This is a genomic window from Micromonospora sp. DT227, assembly GCF_049841835.1.
Taxonomy (GTDB): domain Bacteria; phylum Actinomycetota; class Actinomycetes; order Mycobacteriales; family Micromonosporaceae; genus Micromonospora.
Map to the genome: position 1 here is coordinate 172,811 of NZ_JBNCLA010000008.1, position 14,092 is coordinate 186,902.

At 67.8% G+C, this 14,092-nt stretch carries 15 protein-coding genes and 1 pseudogene; 7 read left to right on the forward strand and 9 right to left on the reverse strand.

All coding sequences use genetic code 11. The features are described 5' to 3' along the window. Window positions 1-3: 3 nt before the first annotated feature. A complete protein-coding gene (locus ACLQ2W_RS25370; RefSeq protein ID WP_425789246.1) occupies window positions 4-801 on the reverse strand; it encodes a hypothetical protein in 798 nt (265 codons plus the stop codon). Further along, window positions 798-2,249 (reverse strand): hypothetical protein, encoded by a 1,452-nt coding sequence (locus ACLQ2W_RS25375; protein ID WP_425789248.1) that lies wholly within the window; start codon window positions 2,247-2,249, stop codon window positions 798-800. Before ACLQ2W_RS25375 ends, ACLQ2W_RS25370 begins: the two co-directional genes overlap by 4 nt. Before the next feature lie 384 nt (window positions 2,250-2,633). Between ACLQ2W_RS25375 and ACLQ2W_RS25380 the strand changes: the two genes are divergently transcribed. Both ACLQ2W_RS25380 and ACLQ2W_RS25385 read left to right on the forward strand, forming a co-directional pair. Beyond that, entirely contained in the window at window positions 2,634-3,887 is a 1,254-nt protein-coding gene (locus ACLQ2W_RS25380; RefSeq protein ID WP_425789250.1) for a hypothetical protein, read from the forward strand. Beyond that, window positions 3,884-5,650 (forward strand): hypothetical protein, encoded by a 1,767-nt coding sequence (locus ACLQ2W_RS25385; RefSeq protein WP_425789252.1) that lies wholly within the window; start codon window positions 3,884-3,886, stop codon window positions 5,648-5,650. Before ACLQ2W_RS25380 ends, ACLQ2W_RS25385 begins: the two co-directional genes overlap by 4 nt. Here ACLQ2W_RS25385 and ACLQ2W_RS25390 read toward each other — a convergent pair. The 3 genes and pseudogenes from ACLQ2W_RS25390 to ACLQ2W_RS25400 all read right to left on the reverse strand — a co-directional run. Beyond that, window positions 5,548-5,775, reverse strand: a pseudogene (locus tag ACLQ2W_RS25390) (site-specific DNA-methyltransferase); the annotation flags it as partial. The gene ACLQ2W_RS25385 and the pseudogene ACLQ2W_RS25390 sit on opposite strands and share 103 nt — an antisense overlap. Then, a complete protein-coding gene (locus ACLQ2W_RS25395) occupies window positions 5,768-6,433 on the reverse strand; it encodes a hypothetical protein (protein WP_425789513.1) in 666 nt (221 codons plus the stop codon). The gene ACLQ2W_RS25395 and the pseudogene ACLQ2W_RS25390, both read right to left, overlap by 8 nt. Before the next feature lie 340 nt (window positions 6,434-6,773). Beyond that, window positions 6,774-8,027, reverse strand: a complete 1,254-nt coding sequence (locus tag ACLQ2W_RS25400) for a DUF6236 family protein (RefSeq protein WP_425789254.1) — start codon at window positions 8,025-8,027, stop codon at window positions 6,774-6,776. Between the two features lie 491 nt (window positions 8,028-8,518). Between ACLQ2W_RS25400 and ACLQ2W_RS25405 the strand changes: the two genes are divergently transcribed. Continuing rightward, the gene (locus ACLQ2W_RS25405; protein ID WP_425789256.1) at window positions 8,519-9,127 is read left to right on the forward strand and encodes a hypothetical protein; all 609 of its coding nucleotides are present in this window, start codon (window positions 8,519-8,521) and stop codon (window positions 9,125-9,127) included. Between the two features lie 96 nt (window positions 9,128-9,223). Here the strand turns inward: ACLQ2W_RS25405 and ACLQ2W_RS25410 are convergent, their stop codons facing one another. The 3 genes from ACLQ2W_RS25410 to ACLQ2W_RS25420 all read right to left on the reverse strand — a co-directional run bounded on the left by ACLQ2W_RS25410 (window position 9,224) and on the right by ACLQ2W_RS25420 (window position 10,586). Further along, window positions 9,224-9,373, reverse strand: a complete 150-nt coding sequence (locus tag ACLQ2W_RS25410; RefSeq protein ID WP_425789258.1) for a hypothetical protein — start codon at window positions 9,371-9,373, stop codon at window positions 9,224-9,226. A gap of 150 nt (window positions 9,374-9,523) precedes the next feature. Continuing rightward, window positions 9,524-10,093, reverse strand: coding sequence for a TetR/AcrR family transcriptional regulator (locus ACLQ2W_RS25415; protein WP_425789260.1), 570 nt, complete (start codon window positions 10,091-10,093; stop codon window positions 9,524-9,526). Continuing rightward, window positions 10,083-10,586, reverse strand: coding sequence for an SRPBCC family protein (locus tag ACLQ2W_RS25420; protein WP_425789261.1), 504 nt, complete (start codon window positions 10,584-10,586; stop codon window positions 10,083-10,085). Before ACLQ2W_RS25420 ends, ACLQ2W_RS25415 begins: the two co-directional genes overlap by 11 nt. Before the next feature lie 404 nt (window positions 10,587-10,990). Between ACLQ2W_RS25420 and ACLQ2W_RS25425 the strand changes: the two genes are divergently transcribed. The 3 genes from ACLQ2W_RS25425 (at window position 10,991) to ACLQ2W_RS25435 (ending at window position 12,584) form a co-directional block, all read left to right on the forward strand. After that, window positions 10,991-11,704: an MBL fold metallo-hydrolase gene (locus ACLQ2W_RS25425; RefSeq protein WP_425789515.1), complete on the forward strand. Its 714-nt coding sequence runs from the start codon at window positions 10,991-10,993 to the stop codon at window positions 11,702-11,704. A 212-nt stretch (window positions 11,705-11,916) separates the two neighbouring features. After that, the gene (locus ACLQ2W_RS25430; RefSeq protein WP_425789263.1) at window positions 11,917-12,186 is read left to right on the forward strand and encodes a hypothetical protein; all 270 of its coding nucleotides are present in this window, start codon (window positions 11,917-11,919) and stop codon (window positions 12,184-12,186) included. Window positions 12,187-12,260: 74 nt separating this feature from the next. Next, window positions 12,261-12,584 carry a hypothetical protein gene (locus ACLQ2W_RS25435; protein ID WP_425789265.1) on the forward strand — a complete coding sequence of 108 codons (324 nt, stop codon included), beginning with the start codon at window positions 12,261-12,263 and terminating at the stop codon, window positions 12,582-12,584. A 388-nt stretch (window positions 12,585-12,972) separates the two neighbouring features. Here ACLQ2W_RS25435 and ACLQ2W_RS25440 read toward each other — a convergent pair whose 3' ends face one another. After that, the gene (locus ACLQ2W_RS25440) at window positions 12,973-13,620 is read right to left on the reverse strand and encodes a TetR/AcrR family transcriptional regulator (RefSeq protein ID WP_425789267.1); all 648 of its coding nucleotides are present in this window, start codon (window positions 13,618-13,620) and stop codon (window positions 12,973-12,975) included. A gap of 34 nt (window positions 13,621-13,654) precedes the next feature. Here ACLQ2W_RS25440 and ACLQ2W_RS25445 point away from each other — a divergent pair, with 34 nt between their 5' ends. Continuing rightward, complete coding sequence (locus ACLQ2W_RS25445) at window positions 13,655-13,993, forward strand: rhodanese-like domain-containing protein (protein WP_425789269.1); 339 nt, start codon at window positions 13,655-13,657, stop codon at window positions 13,991-13,993. Window positions 13,994-14,092 lie beyond the last annotated feature (99 nt).

Here is a 14,092-nt window from a genome sequence, read left to right on the forward strand (position 1 = left end):
TTTCTACAGTTCGGTCAGCGACTGGGGCGTCCAGCCGACCACGATCGTGGCGGAGCCGTCGGTGACCTGCGTGATCCCAAGGCGCAGCAGCTCGTCGAACATCACCACACCGGCCTCACGGACCTGAGTCCGGTACCGCGGTGTGGTCCGGAACGTGCCGCCGCGTTCGTCGCCGGTGCGGACCAGCAGGCCTTGGTCGGCGAGGAACATCAACGCCTTGTTGATGATGCCGGTCGTGCTTGATGCGAGTTTGCGTCCGTCGCCGGTGCTCCCGGTCCGCGCCCGGCGGGTGTAGACCCGCCATGCAGCTTCCAACCCCGATTCGCCGGCGGCGTTGTCCGCGGCGTCGTCCTGCGTCGCGGCTTCGGCAAGCCGCGAGGCCGCCTCACGCACGAACGCCTCGACGCCTTCGACGGTGATTCGGCCCAGATACGTCTCGTTGGACAGGTCCGCCGGCCGGGGGAACGCCAGCGTCGCCACGCCCAGGTGAGCCAGCGCGTGCAGCACCCGTTCCGCGGCCTTGCCTTCGCCGCCGGTCCGGCGGGCGTAGTCGGTCATCTTCACGGCGAAGACGCTGTCTTCGGTCGCCGCGACCACGATCCCCGCCCGGTCGCTGATCTCCATCACGACCAAGTCCATGCCGGTCGCGACGGCCTGCACGACAGCGGCGAACAAATCGTCGGTGCGGGCACGTTCCACAAGCTCGCGGTATTCGTCATCGCGGGCCGGGACCAGCTTCGGCCGCAGACCGAACGCGACGAGCCGGGCCGCGTCCGCGGTCACCTGCGATGGTGTGGTCATGCAGCAGATCCTTCCCGGGAGCTGGTAGCGCACGCGGCGCCAGGCGCGTCGGCCGGTTCGATAGCGGCGCGGGCCACAATCAGATCCGCACCGGCGAACTCCGGGTCGTCAAGCACGGTGCCGTCGTCGACGGCGATGAACACGGACGGCAGTTTGTGCCGCAACGCCGGGTTGATCTCCTGCGCGGCCAGCGCGACGACCCGCACGATGACCAGGCTTGGTAAGTCCGGGTGCAGCGACCGGGCCTCCTCCAGCAGCCCCGACAGTCGGCGCGGCGCGTCGACGTCGAGGTCCAGAAGGCCGTCGAGCAGGTCGTAGCACTCGGCGGGGAAGGCGGACTCTTCCTCGGTCTCGTCGATTTGCGGCTCGTCGATGATCCCGCCGAGCAGCTCTCGTTCCGGTGGCGGGGTTACCAGCGCGGTGAACAGGTCACTGAGCCGCACCGCCGAGGGAACGTTCACACCGGTTCCCCGGGCGAAATACGCGGTCAGTACCTGATCGGCCTGCTCGACTGGCAGACCAAGGACCGGGACGAGTAGCTGGGCATGCAGGTCCAGTGCCGCGGTAGGGCTGTCTGGGGCGAACGTCTGCCGGTCCTGCTGTGCCCGGAATCGGCGGCCAGCGGCCTGCAGCGCGCTTTGCAGCTGCTCGTGGCGGCGCAGGCAATCCCTAACGACTTCCACCAGCCCGGCTGCCTGCAGCTTGCGGGACGCGACGTCGGCGGTGTCCCGGACTTCGATGATGTTGACCAGGATCGCGTTCTCCGCCTTGAACCGGGCGGCGATGTGTTCCATCGCCTCGGCGATGAACGACGGCATCTCAGTCAGCCAGTCCACCGTGCGCACATCCCGCTCGGTGGCTTCCAAACGCTGACGCAGCTTCTCGCCGTACTGGATAGTGCGGTATCGGGCCGACTGTGCTGCCGCCTGCGCGTCGGAGAGCCGGCCTCGGCGGATCAGGGTCTCCAGGCGGAGGTCAGCCGCGATCTGCGCCGACTCGATGTCCAGCTCGAGCGCACCGACCAAGACGTTGACCGCCTCGTTTGTCGCCCGCAGGAAGATGCTGCCGTCAGCCGCCGGAACCTCTTCGAGGAGCTTGAAGTCGAACTCGAACCGGTTGTAGCTACCGTCACCTGCGGTGATCCCATACACCGCCCGGAAGCCGCGGTCGGTCGACCCGACGTTGAGCAGGTTTTCCAACACCCACCGCGACACCCGCAGGTGCTCGGCGTCGTCACGGGCCGGGGCGTGCCGGGCTGCGAACACGGCCAGATCGGCGACAATCTTCTCCGGCGGAGCCCCAGTATCAAAATCCATCGATAGGGTGACCAAGTCGATGGCGTTCAACGCCAGCTCACTCATCTGATAGACGTTGAAGTCCGCCGACTGAACCTGAGACTTGCGACCGTCGAGATCATGAAGCGGCGCCGTACACGCCAGCGCTTTCACGCGCTGAGCGAAACCGACGTCAGTAGCAGGGTGTAGCACGCCGGGCACACTACCGTCACCCTCTGACGGAATCACGCTGCGAGCGATTGACCAGGCCTCGTTGACCGCCGATCGTGCCCGGCCCTCGGGAACGACGAGACCCAAGACATCGTCTTCCTGTTGCCACCGCCATGACACGACCTCCTGTCCCGAGTGGTGAACAGCGCCAGATGTACGGCCACGCCAACATCGGCCTACTCCGCAAACGAATCCTTGCTCAATCATGACCAGCCGCCACCGAGCCAGATCACGGAACTCGTGCCAGAGCCAGTTTTTCAGCCGCCGTTGACAAGAATCGGCGAGCGTCATCCGCCGTTGCCCGCCGCATGCCGATATCGTGGCCCGGTGGGATACCTGGACGGCGACACGGTGCCGTGGACGCGTCCGCTTTTCCCCTACCCGGGCAGCGTGCCGATCCTCGGCGACGGATTCCTCGAGGACCCGGAGCGCTGCTATCAGAGTATCGCGGCCAAGGCTGCCATCCCACTGGCGGAGCTGAGCGAACCGGTCGTCCTGATCGTGGGGGAGTCGGGGATCGGCAAGACGCAAGCGTTACGCGCCGAGGCGCTGCGCCTGCAGAATGCTGGCCGATTGGCGGTGTTCGTTGATCTCACCGGCTTGGACGCGCATGAGGCCGGGGACGAGATCGCCTACAGTCTGCGCCATGCCGGCTCGGACGGTGACGTCTTCGTCGACGGGCTCGACCAGACGGTGGGCACGCTGCAGTCGGTCGCTCGTGCCATCCGCAACGCCCTGGAACGCCACGAAGGGCCTCTGCCGCGGCTTCGTTTCTCGACGGTCATTGGCTCGGCGTGGCCGGCGACGATCAAGCGGGCGTTGTCCGGGTTCGATCCGTCTTGCCTTGTGTACCAGTTCGGGCCGCTGACGGCCGCGCAGGCCCGGCAAGCAGCAGCGACAGAGATCTCCAACGCCGACGGGTTCCTGCGCGATGTTGAGACCCTCGGCATTGGTCCGCTGGCAGCACATCCCCTGTCTCTACGCCTGCTGCTGCAGGCCAGCCGCCGCGGCCCAATGCCCCGCACACGGGCCGAGGCATACGAGGGTGGGATCGCGGCGCTGGCGGACGGATCGCCCGACCGGACTGGCGGTGACCGTCCTCCGATCGCTCGGGTTCTTGAGGCAGCACGCCGACTGGCTGCCGCCACCGCGCTGTCCGGCACGAAAACCATCTGCCGGCGACGCCTCGTCGATCAGACCGGAAGGGCCATCGCGCTCGATGACATCAACGGCGGCGACGTCTCGCTGACCGACCTCTATGCCGTCTTCGACAGCAGTTTGATGCAGGGCAGCCCCGAGCAGCGGACCTGGTTCCACCGCAGCATCGAAGAGTTCCTGTGCGCCCAACGGCTGCGCTCTCTACCGAAAGACTCGGTACAGGCCCTGCTGGCCAGCCCGGCCATGCCGCACGTCATCGCACCTCAACTGGTGGGTGTTGCCGCCTGGCTCGCCTCCACGGACGACGGCTGGTTCGACTGGGCGCTGCAACGACGCTACGAACTCTTGTTCAACCCGGACCTGCAGCACCGTCCTGAAGATCAGCGTGGCGGCTGGCCGCCACGCTGGTTGAGCACCTCATGAACGACGAGGTGCCCTACAGCCCCGCCGAGGACCCTGAGATCACCACCTGGCCGTTCTCGCTGGACTACAGCGGCCTGCGCTACCCTGAACTCGGCGATGATCTTGCGCCGCTGCTGGCCGCCGGTCAGCCCGCTTGGCGGATCAGGGAGGCCCTGCTCGTCGTGATCGGTGCGGACTTGCGAGACCTCGACGCCAACCTGATGACGCTGATCGAAACTGTCGCCCACCAAGCCGGACCGGACGAATACAACATCGAGGTCCAAGCCGCCGTCTGGGCAGCGATTGCACTGCGCGGCAATGATGACGCCGCAATCGTCGGCCGCGGAACGGCGCTGCTACGCAACGCCGGCACGCACTGGACGCTCAGGGCTGAGCTTGCGCGGTGGCTGTGGCCCACCCACCTGACGGCTGCTGAGCTCGACGCTGCGATACCGCCTGGCGATCGCACGGCGGGTGGCGGTGCTTTCGCGCGGGCCCTGGTGGCCATCGTGCTCCGGGCCGGCACCATTGCCGCAGATCAGGACGCCGGCCTCCTGCAGTTTCTCGCCACCCTGCCATCGTCCACGCGCCGACACCTGCGCCGAATCGAGCAGACGCCACGCCTGGTCAGAAATGTGCTTCGTGGCGCCCTGTCTGACGACAGCGACTGGCGCCACGCCGTCACGATCACCGCCGCCATGGTGGACGAGCACAGCTTTCCGGAAGGGCTGGCCGCCGACGCGGAACATCTGCACAACGAGCGGCGGCGTCGGTTCGTGGCCGACGTCGTCGGTCAGATTCGGCCGAGCAGTATCCGGTTCTTGGTCGCGTCGGGGTTGACGGGACCACACGACGCCGTCTGGTGGGCACAACGCATGGCCATCGCCCAGGAGCGAGCCTCCGTCGAGGACGCCCGCCGAGCGGAGGCAGTACTCGCCACCATCGCGATAACCATTACGGACCCCACGCAGCTGCCGCCATCCGTGCGAACCTCTGCGGCGCAACTTGCCTCTGGCAGCAGCGCGGCCGCGATGTTCGACCACTGGTTCAGCGCTGAGGCCTACCGGAGACGCGCCGAGCAGCCACTACCCACCGCCACGGCTGAGCCGTCATCCACCGACCGGCTCCTCGAGCGTCTCGACGAGCTGCTCACTCACGACGACGACCGTGCGCTGGACGCCATCGGCGAGGAAGGTCCGGCCCACCTCCCCTGGCACCGACTCACCTTAGACCAGCAAAGGCAGCTTACCGATCGAGCACGGCAGCAACTGCTGTCGCCGAAAGCGGAAACGACCACCACCGCCGGCTGGCAACGGCTCAACGCCGCGCATGCCCTCCTGACCAAGTACGACGCGCACGCGCTCTCCGTGGTCCCCATTGAACGCTGGCTTGCGTGGCTACCGTTGCTGCTGGGCAAGCCCGACACCGTCGGACCCACCCGCACGGCCATCCACCAGAGCCTCAAAGGTAATCCCGCCGCAGCCGAAAAAATCCTCATCCCCGCGCTGGGCGAACCCACCGTCGTTTGGCAACTCCGCGACGTACAGACCTCCGCGATCAGCCAGGCCGCCCTCGACCTCGCCGAGAAGCACCCCCCAGCCCTTGACGGCCACCACCTGCATCAGCTGCTGACCATCGGCGCCGGCCACCATCCGGACCGGGCAGCCCGCATCGCCACAGCACTGCGGATGGCGTACCGGGGGATGGTGGGCAGCATCTTGCCGGGGTGGGTCAACGACTCCGGGGTGTACCGGCCGCGTCGCAGGTCACGCGACGCGGTTTGACCGGTAAGCCAGACCGAACCGAGGTAGCCCTCGGCGAGCAGGGCGGCCAGTTCAGACGCGCCAGAGCGCGACGGCTCGGAGTTGTGGGGTTCGGCATTGTGGAACGGCGGACGAGGCTCAGGCACGGGTGCTCTCCTCACCGGTGGCGGTGGTGCCGAACACGAGCAAGTCTCGGAACGCCGGGAGATGACGGCCGTCGAGCAGGCGCCGGTTCTCGTCGGCTTCGTTTGGTAGTTCCGGGGCAGTGCGCGGCTCGTGCTCGGGTAGCGGGACGAGGACCGCGGGGATGTGTTGGTGGTAGAAGAGCCCGACAGTGCGGGCTGCGGCGATGACCGTCGTGCGGTGGCTAAAATCGCCCGGCCGAGCCGGGCCGCTGGTGAGCCCGACGAGCAGGAACCCACCAGGACGCAGCAGGGGCCGCCAAGCGGTCATTGCCATGGCCGCACTGTCGTAAGTAAGGGGCTGTGCCTCTTCGGGCAGGCTCGCCAGGATCAGGTCGACACCTGCATCGGGCCGACGCTCCGCTCGGCGTGCCCCGTGTTGAGGGGCAGGCGGCAGGATCCGTAAGCGTGAGCCGGGGCGGCCGGTGATCAGCTGGGCCGGCACTCGGCGCAGGTAGGCGGTCGCGGCGATGGCGACGGGGTGCGCGTCGAGATCGAGCACCACATCGCCCACGTGGGTGTAGCGGCGGATGAGGTAGGCGAGGTGGCTAGGGGATAGCCCGTGCCAGTGCGGCACCCCGGTTCGAGGTACGCGGGGAGAGCGGCTGTGAGGAAGGAGCAGACCGGCTGATGCTGGTCACCGGGGGTGGTGGAGTGGGACTTCGGCATGGGCGTGTGGGCCACGTCCGCCGACGAGCGCTGACACTAGGGGATTACAGATCCGGGCCTCGGATTGGAAAGCGTGCCTCTGCCGAGCCGGGTACCTTGCTCGACGCCGCCGGGTAGAACAAGATCTTCAACGGGTGAACGCGCAGGTCCGAGCCGTCGAGAAACCGGCTGTCGGCGTACAGGCGCCAGTGCGTAGCGGTCGAACGGCTGGGCGGGCTTAGCCGGTGGACTTTGGCGCTACAGTCAGTGGACCGGTGTCGGGCCAGCGGTCAGGTTGTAGCGTCTGTCGCTGGTCAATGCGATAGCCCGGCGGCTCGTCTTGCTGCGGTGATTACCCTGGACAGCCACGTTTTCGGGGTTAGCGTTTCCTGGACGCTGAGTAGATAGGCGGCTGGGGCGGCCCAAGCCGCCTTCGCCTTTGCTCGCGTGGCCCGGCGCAGGCTTAGTGCACCGAGCGCAACGCCGCTGGCGAGGGCCAGCTGGGGCTGGGCGAGCATGCCGGTGGCCGCCAGCCCGGCGGGCAGCTCGAACTTATTGTTCATCGCGAGGGTGGCCGTCTCGATCCCGACGTCCGTGAGACCCCGGCGGAGTTCGTCCACGGGTGCCTTGGCGTAGCGGGAAACCGCGTCAGACAGGTACGCGGCGAGGATGGTTGGCGACTCGACATCCCGCAATTGATCGGCCAAATCAGATCCGACTGTGTCGATGTATTCGCGCCACCGATCGAACTGTCCGCCGAAGCGACGTCGAACCTCGATGATCTTTTCTATCGGGACGTGGTCGAGGTCGCTCGGCGTGACTGCGGTAACGCACAGCATGCCGAACGTCTCGGAGATGCCCGGCCGGTCGGTGCCCGCTGGGTTGGCGTCATCGGCTGGTGTGAAGGTGAGCGGACCGGAGACGATGGCGTGGGCGGCCAGTTGGTCAGTGGTAGTGGCGAGGTTGTTTCGCCGGGCTAGTTCCTCGATCAGTCGACACTTGTAGATCCAGGCCAGTTCCGGGTGCATGGCGTACCAGTCACCGCGAGCCGGTACTGCTAGGCCCGCATGTATCAGGTCCTCGGCTAGGTTGGGCAGCACCTCGCTGGAGTGCACGCCGGCCAGTGCTCCAGACTGGATCCGTTCGACAAGTCGCTGCGGATGCGCCCACTGCGCCGGTCCATAGTGTTCCAGGTCGGGGATGCAGCCAGGCTCGGTGCCGTGCAACGAGAGCGGTTGAGGTGCGGAGAACTCGCTCGGATCCGGAGCGGCAAGCTGCGAGGGTATCCGCCAGGCCTCATGTCGCTTGGCGGGAAGGGTGTCGACGAACCGGGAGAACGGTCCGACCACCGCCTGCGCCGCCGGAGTGGGCGAGTGATCGACTACGAATCCAAGCTCATCCTGCAGCGCTTGGACCAGGGCGGAGTTACGGGTCGGGTAATCCGGATGAACGACCCGCACCATACGCGGCCAGTACAACGCCGCCACCTTTAACCAACGGACGTCGCGGAAGTGAATGTACGGATAGTAGACGGCCAGCTGGGGCAGACGCGCTCCGGATCCCGACACGACACCTCCAAGAAGGGAACTACCGGAACAAGATTTACTACGTCTCCAGGGAGGAAGACAAGCAACTTGCTTACTTTGCACTCATCAGGTTTGCGACAGAGTGGTGAGCCCTGAACGACTCGCTCTCATGCCGCGGACGGCGTGCCGGGCACCGGTCACAGCAGCACCTGCGTCTGCGCAGTGGTCGGGCCGTTGGTGGCTCGCGGCCGGTGCGATGCTGATGTCCCTCGTCGCTGGATGGGTCGCCGTGGCCCTGTGGCGGCATCGGGCCAGAGCGCAGTCACCGAACGCGTAGCTTCGATCTTATGCTGATACCACGGCCGCTTATGGCCGTCGGGGGTCAGCGTGGGACATGGCCGTTTGCAGACTGGACCAACAAACGGAATCCCATCGGCACCCGCTGGTGACGACGTAGGCCGAGTATTTCGTAGTCGACCGAGAGGTCATCGAAGAAGAGCGCTGATCCGGGGGCCATCTCCACGTCCGGGATCGTGATCGTGACGAAGACTGGCAGCTCCGTGCCTGCGGCGATCCTGAACGAGCGGAACGGTGCTGCCGCAGCCGGGTCGAAGACGACGGCGGTGGCCTCGTCGGCCGGTGATGGCCGCGACTGCCGCATTACCCGCCGTACCTGCAGGGGCGGCCGGCAGTTGCGGTCCCGGCTATTGCCAGTCGGCGCTAACCAAATACTGGCACGGCCTTCCCACCTGGAGTGGGGGCTACGGGCCTATGAGGCTAGGCGAGGCGGGGGGGGCGACGCCTTCAAGTACGGCAGCCAGCCCAAGGGAATCAACATCATCTTGACCGATTGGCCGCATTCGAGGGTAACCGTGTTCGGCGAAGGCCTGCCCGATGACGGCTCGATCACCCGGGAAACGAATGCTGCGATCTACACGCCGGGCGGAGGCTACCTGAAGTACGGTGTGCGCGAGTGGGGCATCGATCTGGTCTGGTCAGCCACTCCGGTGTATGAGTGGCGGATCGAGCCCCACGAGTGTGGCCAGCGGATCTTCAATCTGACGAGGGGCGCCAACCTGGTCGGTCAGATGCAGTACGGCGTCGACTGGGGCTGGGGACACTTCGAGGAGTGGGAGGGCTGACCACCGCCGCCTGTGCTGTGCGGCTCCACGTGTACAGAGCACTAGCCGGATCGTCATCCGGCTAGTGCTCTGGCCGTACAGGGTTTGCCGGGGTGGTCAGGCGGCTGCGGTGAGTGGGCGTCCGCCCCAGCGGATGTCCTTCTCGCTGGGAACGACCACATCGCCGCCGAACGCACCAGTGTCCTCGGCGCCGCAGTCGCCCGATGGCTGGGCGTCACTGTCACCGGGCTTCACAATCTGGTCCACCGAGGCACACGGCAGCGCGTAAGGGGACCTCGGGGCCGGGCGTCCGCCTGATCGGAAGAGACGACCTGGGCGGATCAACCAGTGATCGCTCACCGAGCAAGGGTGCAGGGCTGATGGCGCGGCCCCGGAGACTCGTGCACCCGACGGGTCTCACGTCGCGGTCGGTGGTCGTGCCGTGACGAGATGGGCGAACAGCTCGGCGGCGGCGTCCAGGACGTCTCGGTCGCCGGTGATCAGCAGGTCCAGTAACAGGCCTCGTGTCGCAGCGAGACTCAGCCGGGCTCGCCGCCTGGCCTCCGGACCGTCCCAGCCGAAGTGGGTGAACAACTCCTCGACGGGGCGTGCCCAGGCGGCGATGACGGAGGTGCGGAATGAGTCGGTCCAGGACTTTTCGAACAGCGCGTGCGCGTAGATCTCGAAGAACAGCCGCTCCGCTGGCGCCAGGGCCGGGTCGGCCAGGCGCCGCCAGAAACGGCGGCTCACCTCGACCGGGTCGTCAAGCTCTGCGGCGAGGGCAGCGAGGGCGGCGCGCTGCTCGGCCTCGACCCGCCGGACGACCTCGGTGAGCAGGCCCTCCCGGCTGCCGAAGTGATAGAGCAGCATGCGATGGCTGGTGCCCGCGCCGGAGGCGATCTCGCGGAGGCTGAGCTGGCTGAACCCGCCTTCCTTCAGGAGGTTGACACAGCGGTCGAGCAGCGCTTCCCGGGCATCACCAACCACCGGTGCGGTGCACCCCTTCGTCCATCGTGTCGACGGGGGCGGCCTCGTCGGTCGGAGACGGCGACTCGACGGCCCCCGACTCTGCCGCCGCCTTCAGCGCGGCCGCCTCCATTCGGAGGTACCGTCGCGTCCGCGCCGCAGTCAGCAGCGCGACCAGCCAGGCGAGGGCCCCCCTTTGCTCGATGCCGATGCTGATCCGGGTCGTCCCGTCGGGCTGGGCCTCCACCCGGTGGTAGGCGTAGGTGTGCACCCCCGGCGCGTGCGTCTCCCAGGCGAACGACGCGCCCGGTTGCAGGTCGTAGACCCGCCACACCGTCGTGGGAAAGCCGGGTTGGCGGATGCGGAACCGGCTGCCCCGGTCCGGAGTGGGCCTGTCGAGCGGCACCACCTCCGACATGGATGCCGTCCATTCGGGCCAGCCCGTAACGTCCGCCACTGCCGCCCAGGCGGCCGTGGTACTCGCCGTGGTGATGATCGACTCTGCGTAATTCATGTACCAGATGGTACACGCGGCGTCGAGATTGGGAAGCCCTGAAGTCGCGCTATTTTACGTATCGCGAGACTGCCCGCAGACCCACGAATTGCCGCCGAACCTCGCCGCAAAGCCGAGGAATCACATGCCATGCGTTGATCCCTCGGAAGTCTGTACAAAGACCTGTGGTCTCCGCGCTCCACCCTGTTCCGTCCTGTTCCACCCCGGCCCATTCGGTGCTGCGGTTCGGCTGTTGCTTCCGGGAGCCGTGCTCCGGATTTTGGAAGGCGGCCCCATCCGCTCGTGCTGCCCGCGGCGGGCCGACTTCATCGCCGATCGATGGTGAACTTCGCTGCAAGCTGACAAGGAACTCTCGCCTTTGTCGGTAGGAGTCTGCCGCCTTATCGTTGCCAGTTGTGGACGTCATGCAGTTGCTGCCGAACCTCTACATGTTCCGTTTTTCCGTGGGTCACGCGTTCCTGTGGCGTGGTGCGGACGGGCTGACGCTGATCGACTCCGGTGTCCCGGGGTCGGCACCCGCCGTCGCCGCGGGAATCGAGAGCCTCGGCCTTCGACCGGCCGACGTGCGACGCCTGCTACTGACACACCATCACACCGACCACGCCGGGTCAGCCGCGGAGATCACGACCTGGGCGGACATGGCGGTGTACGCCCATCAAGCGGACACACCGGTGCTGCAGGGCCAGGAGCAGGGTCAGCCACCGCTGCTGACCGACTGGGAAAGGCCGATCTGGGACGAGGTCCACGGCGGGAAGCCCCCGCAGCCGGCTGCGCCGGTGGTCGTCGACCACCGGCTCGACGACGGTGACCTCGTCGACCTCGGCGGGGAGCCGGCCGTCGCCGTCGCGGTGCCGGGGCACACCGCGGGCAGCGTTTCCTTCTACCTGCCCCGGTCAAGGGTCCTCTTCACCGGCGACACGATCGCGCGACTGCCCGACGGGACGGTGATCCTCGGCGTGTTCAACGTCGATCCGGAGCGGGCGGCCGAGTCCATGAAGCGGCAGGCCGACCTCGATGTCGAGACAGCCTGCTTCGGGCACGGAGAACCGGTGACCCACGGGGCGTCCGCTGTGCTGCGCGCTGCGGTGACACAGCTCGGCGATCGCAGCTCGGGATGACTACGGCCAGGCCGTAGCGCATACACGCATCCGCGCTTCACAGGCGGACAAGCACGCCTGGCGAACCGCTCGCCGTCAACATCGTCCGTGACGACACGAGCGACCTCACCTATGTCGCGTGGACGAAGCGAAACTCCAGCAACGGACAGGCGGAAATCATCCTCCGCCGCTGCAACTTCCGGTTCTGCGTCAGCGGTGACCGCAAGACGCTCGTGCCCAGCGGCGAGGTCGTGGACGGAAACTTCGGACTCGCGTTCGGCGACGACCGCAAGGTCATCGCGACCTTCAAGGGGACGGGCAACGACCTGAAGGTCGCGCAGTGCGCGGACCAGGGCTGCACGTCGGCCAGCACCAGCACCGTGGTGAACGGCGGGAACCAGGGCAACCTCAACTCGGTCCTCATCGGGGCCGACGGACTGCCGATCATCAGCTATAGAACGGCGACAACAACCGCCTTCAGTTGGCCCACTGCGACAACCTGAGCTGCTCCGGCTTCCCGAGCACCGGTGAGCCCGCACCGACGCCGACCCCGACGCCGGGCGCCGGGTAAAAGTCCGTGGTGCTCTACAACTGCACGCCGTCGGAGTGGACCGTCAGCATCTGGACGCGCGACCTCACCACCGGTGGCGCGTGGCAGAGGAGGACGAGCCTCGACCCCCAGTGGACCTCCGGCGGGACCTGCGGCCCCAATGGCTACACGGGCACGCCCTACACGTTCACCATGGAGACCAACCACTACTACGACATCAAGGCGGTGACGATCGAAGCCGCCGGCTGCCCGGACATCCCCGACGGCAACTCCTCGTGCTCGGCACTGGACATGAGGTACGTGCTCGGCAACACCAGCGGCCCCGTAGGCCACCAGATCATCGGAGGCTGAGGTTCACCTCTGCCGGGCGCCGCGGTACCTGACGACTTGTCGGGTGCCGCGGCGCCTCTCGCCTTCTTCGAGACGACCACGTGTCGCGGGAGGAATCTTCGTGACCAGCAACGCGGCGCGGACCGCATCACGCTCGGACGTCAACTCGGCCCCGAAGGCTTCAGGGAGTCGACCTCGGGAAGGGCGTCGTTGTCGCCGAACCAGGCGTAGATCCGTTCCTTGCTCGCCCGGCCTGCTCCGCGATCCGGTTGATCCGCGCGCCGTCCACGCCGTGTCGGGCGAACTCGGCCATCGCCGCCCCGAGCTCCCGCTGTCGCGTCTCCAGCCCGCGTGCCGGTGTCGCTCGAGTGGTCATCGCGTGGGTAACCCAGGCGGCCGCGCCGCCCGGCTACCCGACGGCCAGAGCGTCGGCCACCCGCAGCGTCGCCGCCCGCAGCCGGTCAGGCCCGAGGTCCTCCAGGGTCGCCCGGACGTGCTCGGCCGCGAACATGGCGAGCAGGCAGTGTGCGTCGGCCGCCGGATCCGGGCGGCCCGCGAGGAGCAGGGTCACGTGCCGGTGCCAGAACCGGTACGCCCCGATCCGGTAGCGGGCGCCGGGTGCGGCGGTCTCCGAGACCCGGACCAGGTCGAGGTGGTCGAGAAGATAGTCCAGGTACGCGTCGACGAAGGCCGTCAGCCGGTCCCGCGCCGACGGCGACGGTCCCGCCGCCGGACCCGGTCCGAGTGGCGCGGGACCGAACAGGATGGCCTCCTGCAGGGCCCGTTCCTGGGTGTCGAGCAGGGCCGTGGCCAACCCGGACCTGTCCCCGAAGCGCCGGAACAGGGTGCCCTTGCCCACCCCGGCCGCGGTGGCCACGGCCTCCATCGAGACCGCCTCGACCCCGTGCTCGCGGAAGAGCGCCGCCGCGGCGTCCAGCGCGGCGGCCCGGTTGCGGGCCGCGTCCGCCCGCTCGCGCGGAGGTGTCCTCCGCAACTGGACGAGTTCGGCCGGGGGAGTGGCGTAAACGGACTGCGGTCCGATACTGTTCTCAGGCACAAACGGACTGTAGTCCACTTCTCTGGAGGTTGTCATGACTGCCCGCATCAGCCGCGACGAGTTGCGTACCGCCATCGACGCCGGAACCGTCACCGTCGTCGACGCGCTCGGTGGCGAGTACTACACCCGGCAGCACCTGCCCGGCGCCGTCCCACTGGTCGAGGCCGAGGTGGCCGAGCGGGCCGCCGAGCTGTTGCCGGACCGGGACGCCCCCATCGTCACCTACTGCTCCAACCCGTCCTGCCCGAACAGCGGCCGGGTCGCCGACCGGCTCACCGCGCTCGGCTACACCGACGTGCGCAAGTACGCCGAGGGGATCGAGGACTGGGTGGGCGCCGGCCTGCCCACCGAGTCCGGCGTACTGACCCGCTGAGCCCGGCGGGGGGGGGGCGCAAACCCCCCCCCCCCCCCGGGGGGGGGGCCCCCCCCCCGCCCCCCCCAACAAAGGGCCCCCCCCCCCCCCCCGGGCCCC

What these genes read in the sequence shown, in the direction of transcription:
- ACLQ2W_RS25370 (WP_425789246.1), bottom strand. Translation starts at nt 801, where the DNA reads ATGACCACACCATCGCAGGTGACCGCGGACGCGGCCCGGCTCGTCGCG.
- ACLQ2W_RS25385 (WP_425789252.1), top strand. Translation starts at nt 3,884, where the DNA reads ATGAACGACGAGGTGCCCTACAGCCCCGCCGAGGACCCTGAGATCACC.
- ACLQ2W_RS25420 (WP_425789261.1), bottom strand. Translation starts at nt 10,586, where the DNA reads ATGAATTACGCAGAGTCGATCATCACCACGGCGAGTACCACGGCCGCC.
- ACLQ2W_RS25425 (WP_425789515.1), top strand. Translation starts at nt 10,991, where the DNA reads ATGCAGTTGCTGCCGAACCTCTACATGTTCCGTTTTTCCGTGGGTCAC.
- ACLQ2W_RS25445 (WP_425789269.1), top strand. Translation starts at nt 13,655, where the DNA reads ATGACTGCCCGCATCAGCCGCGACGAGTTGCGTACCGCCATCGACGCC.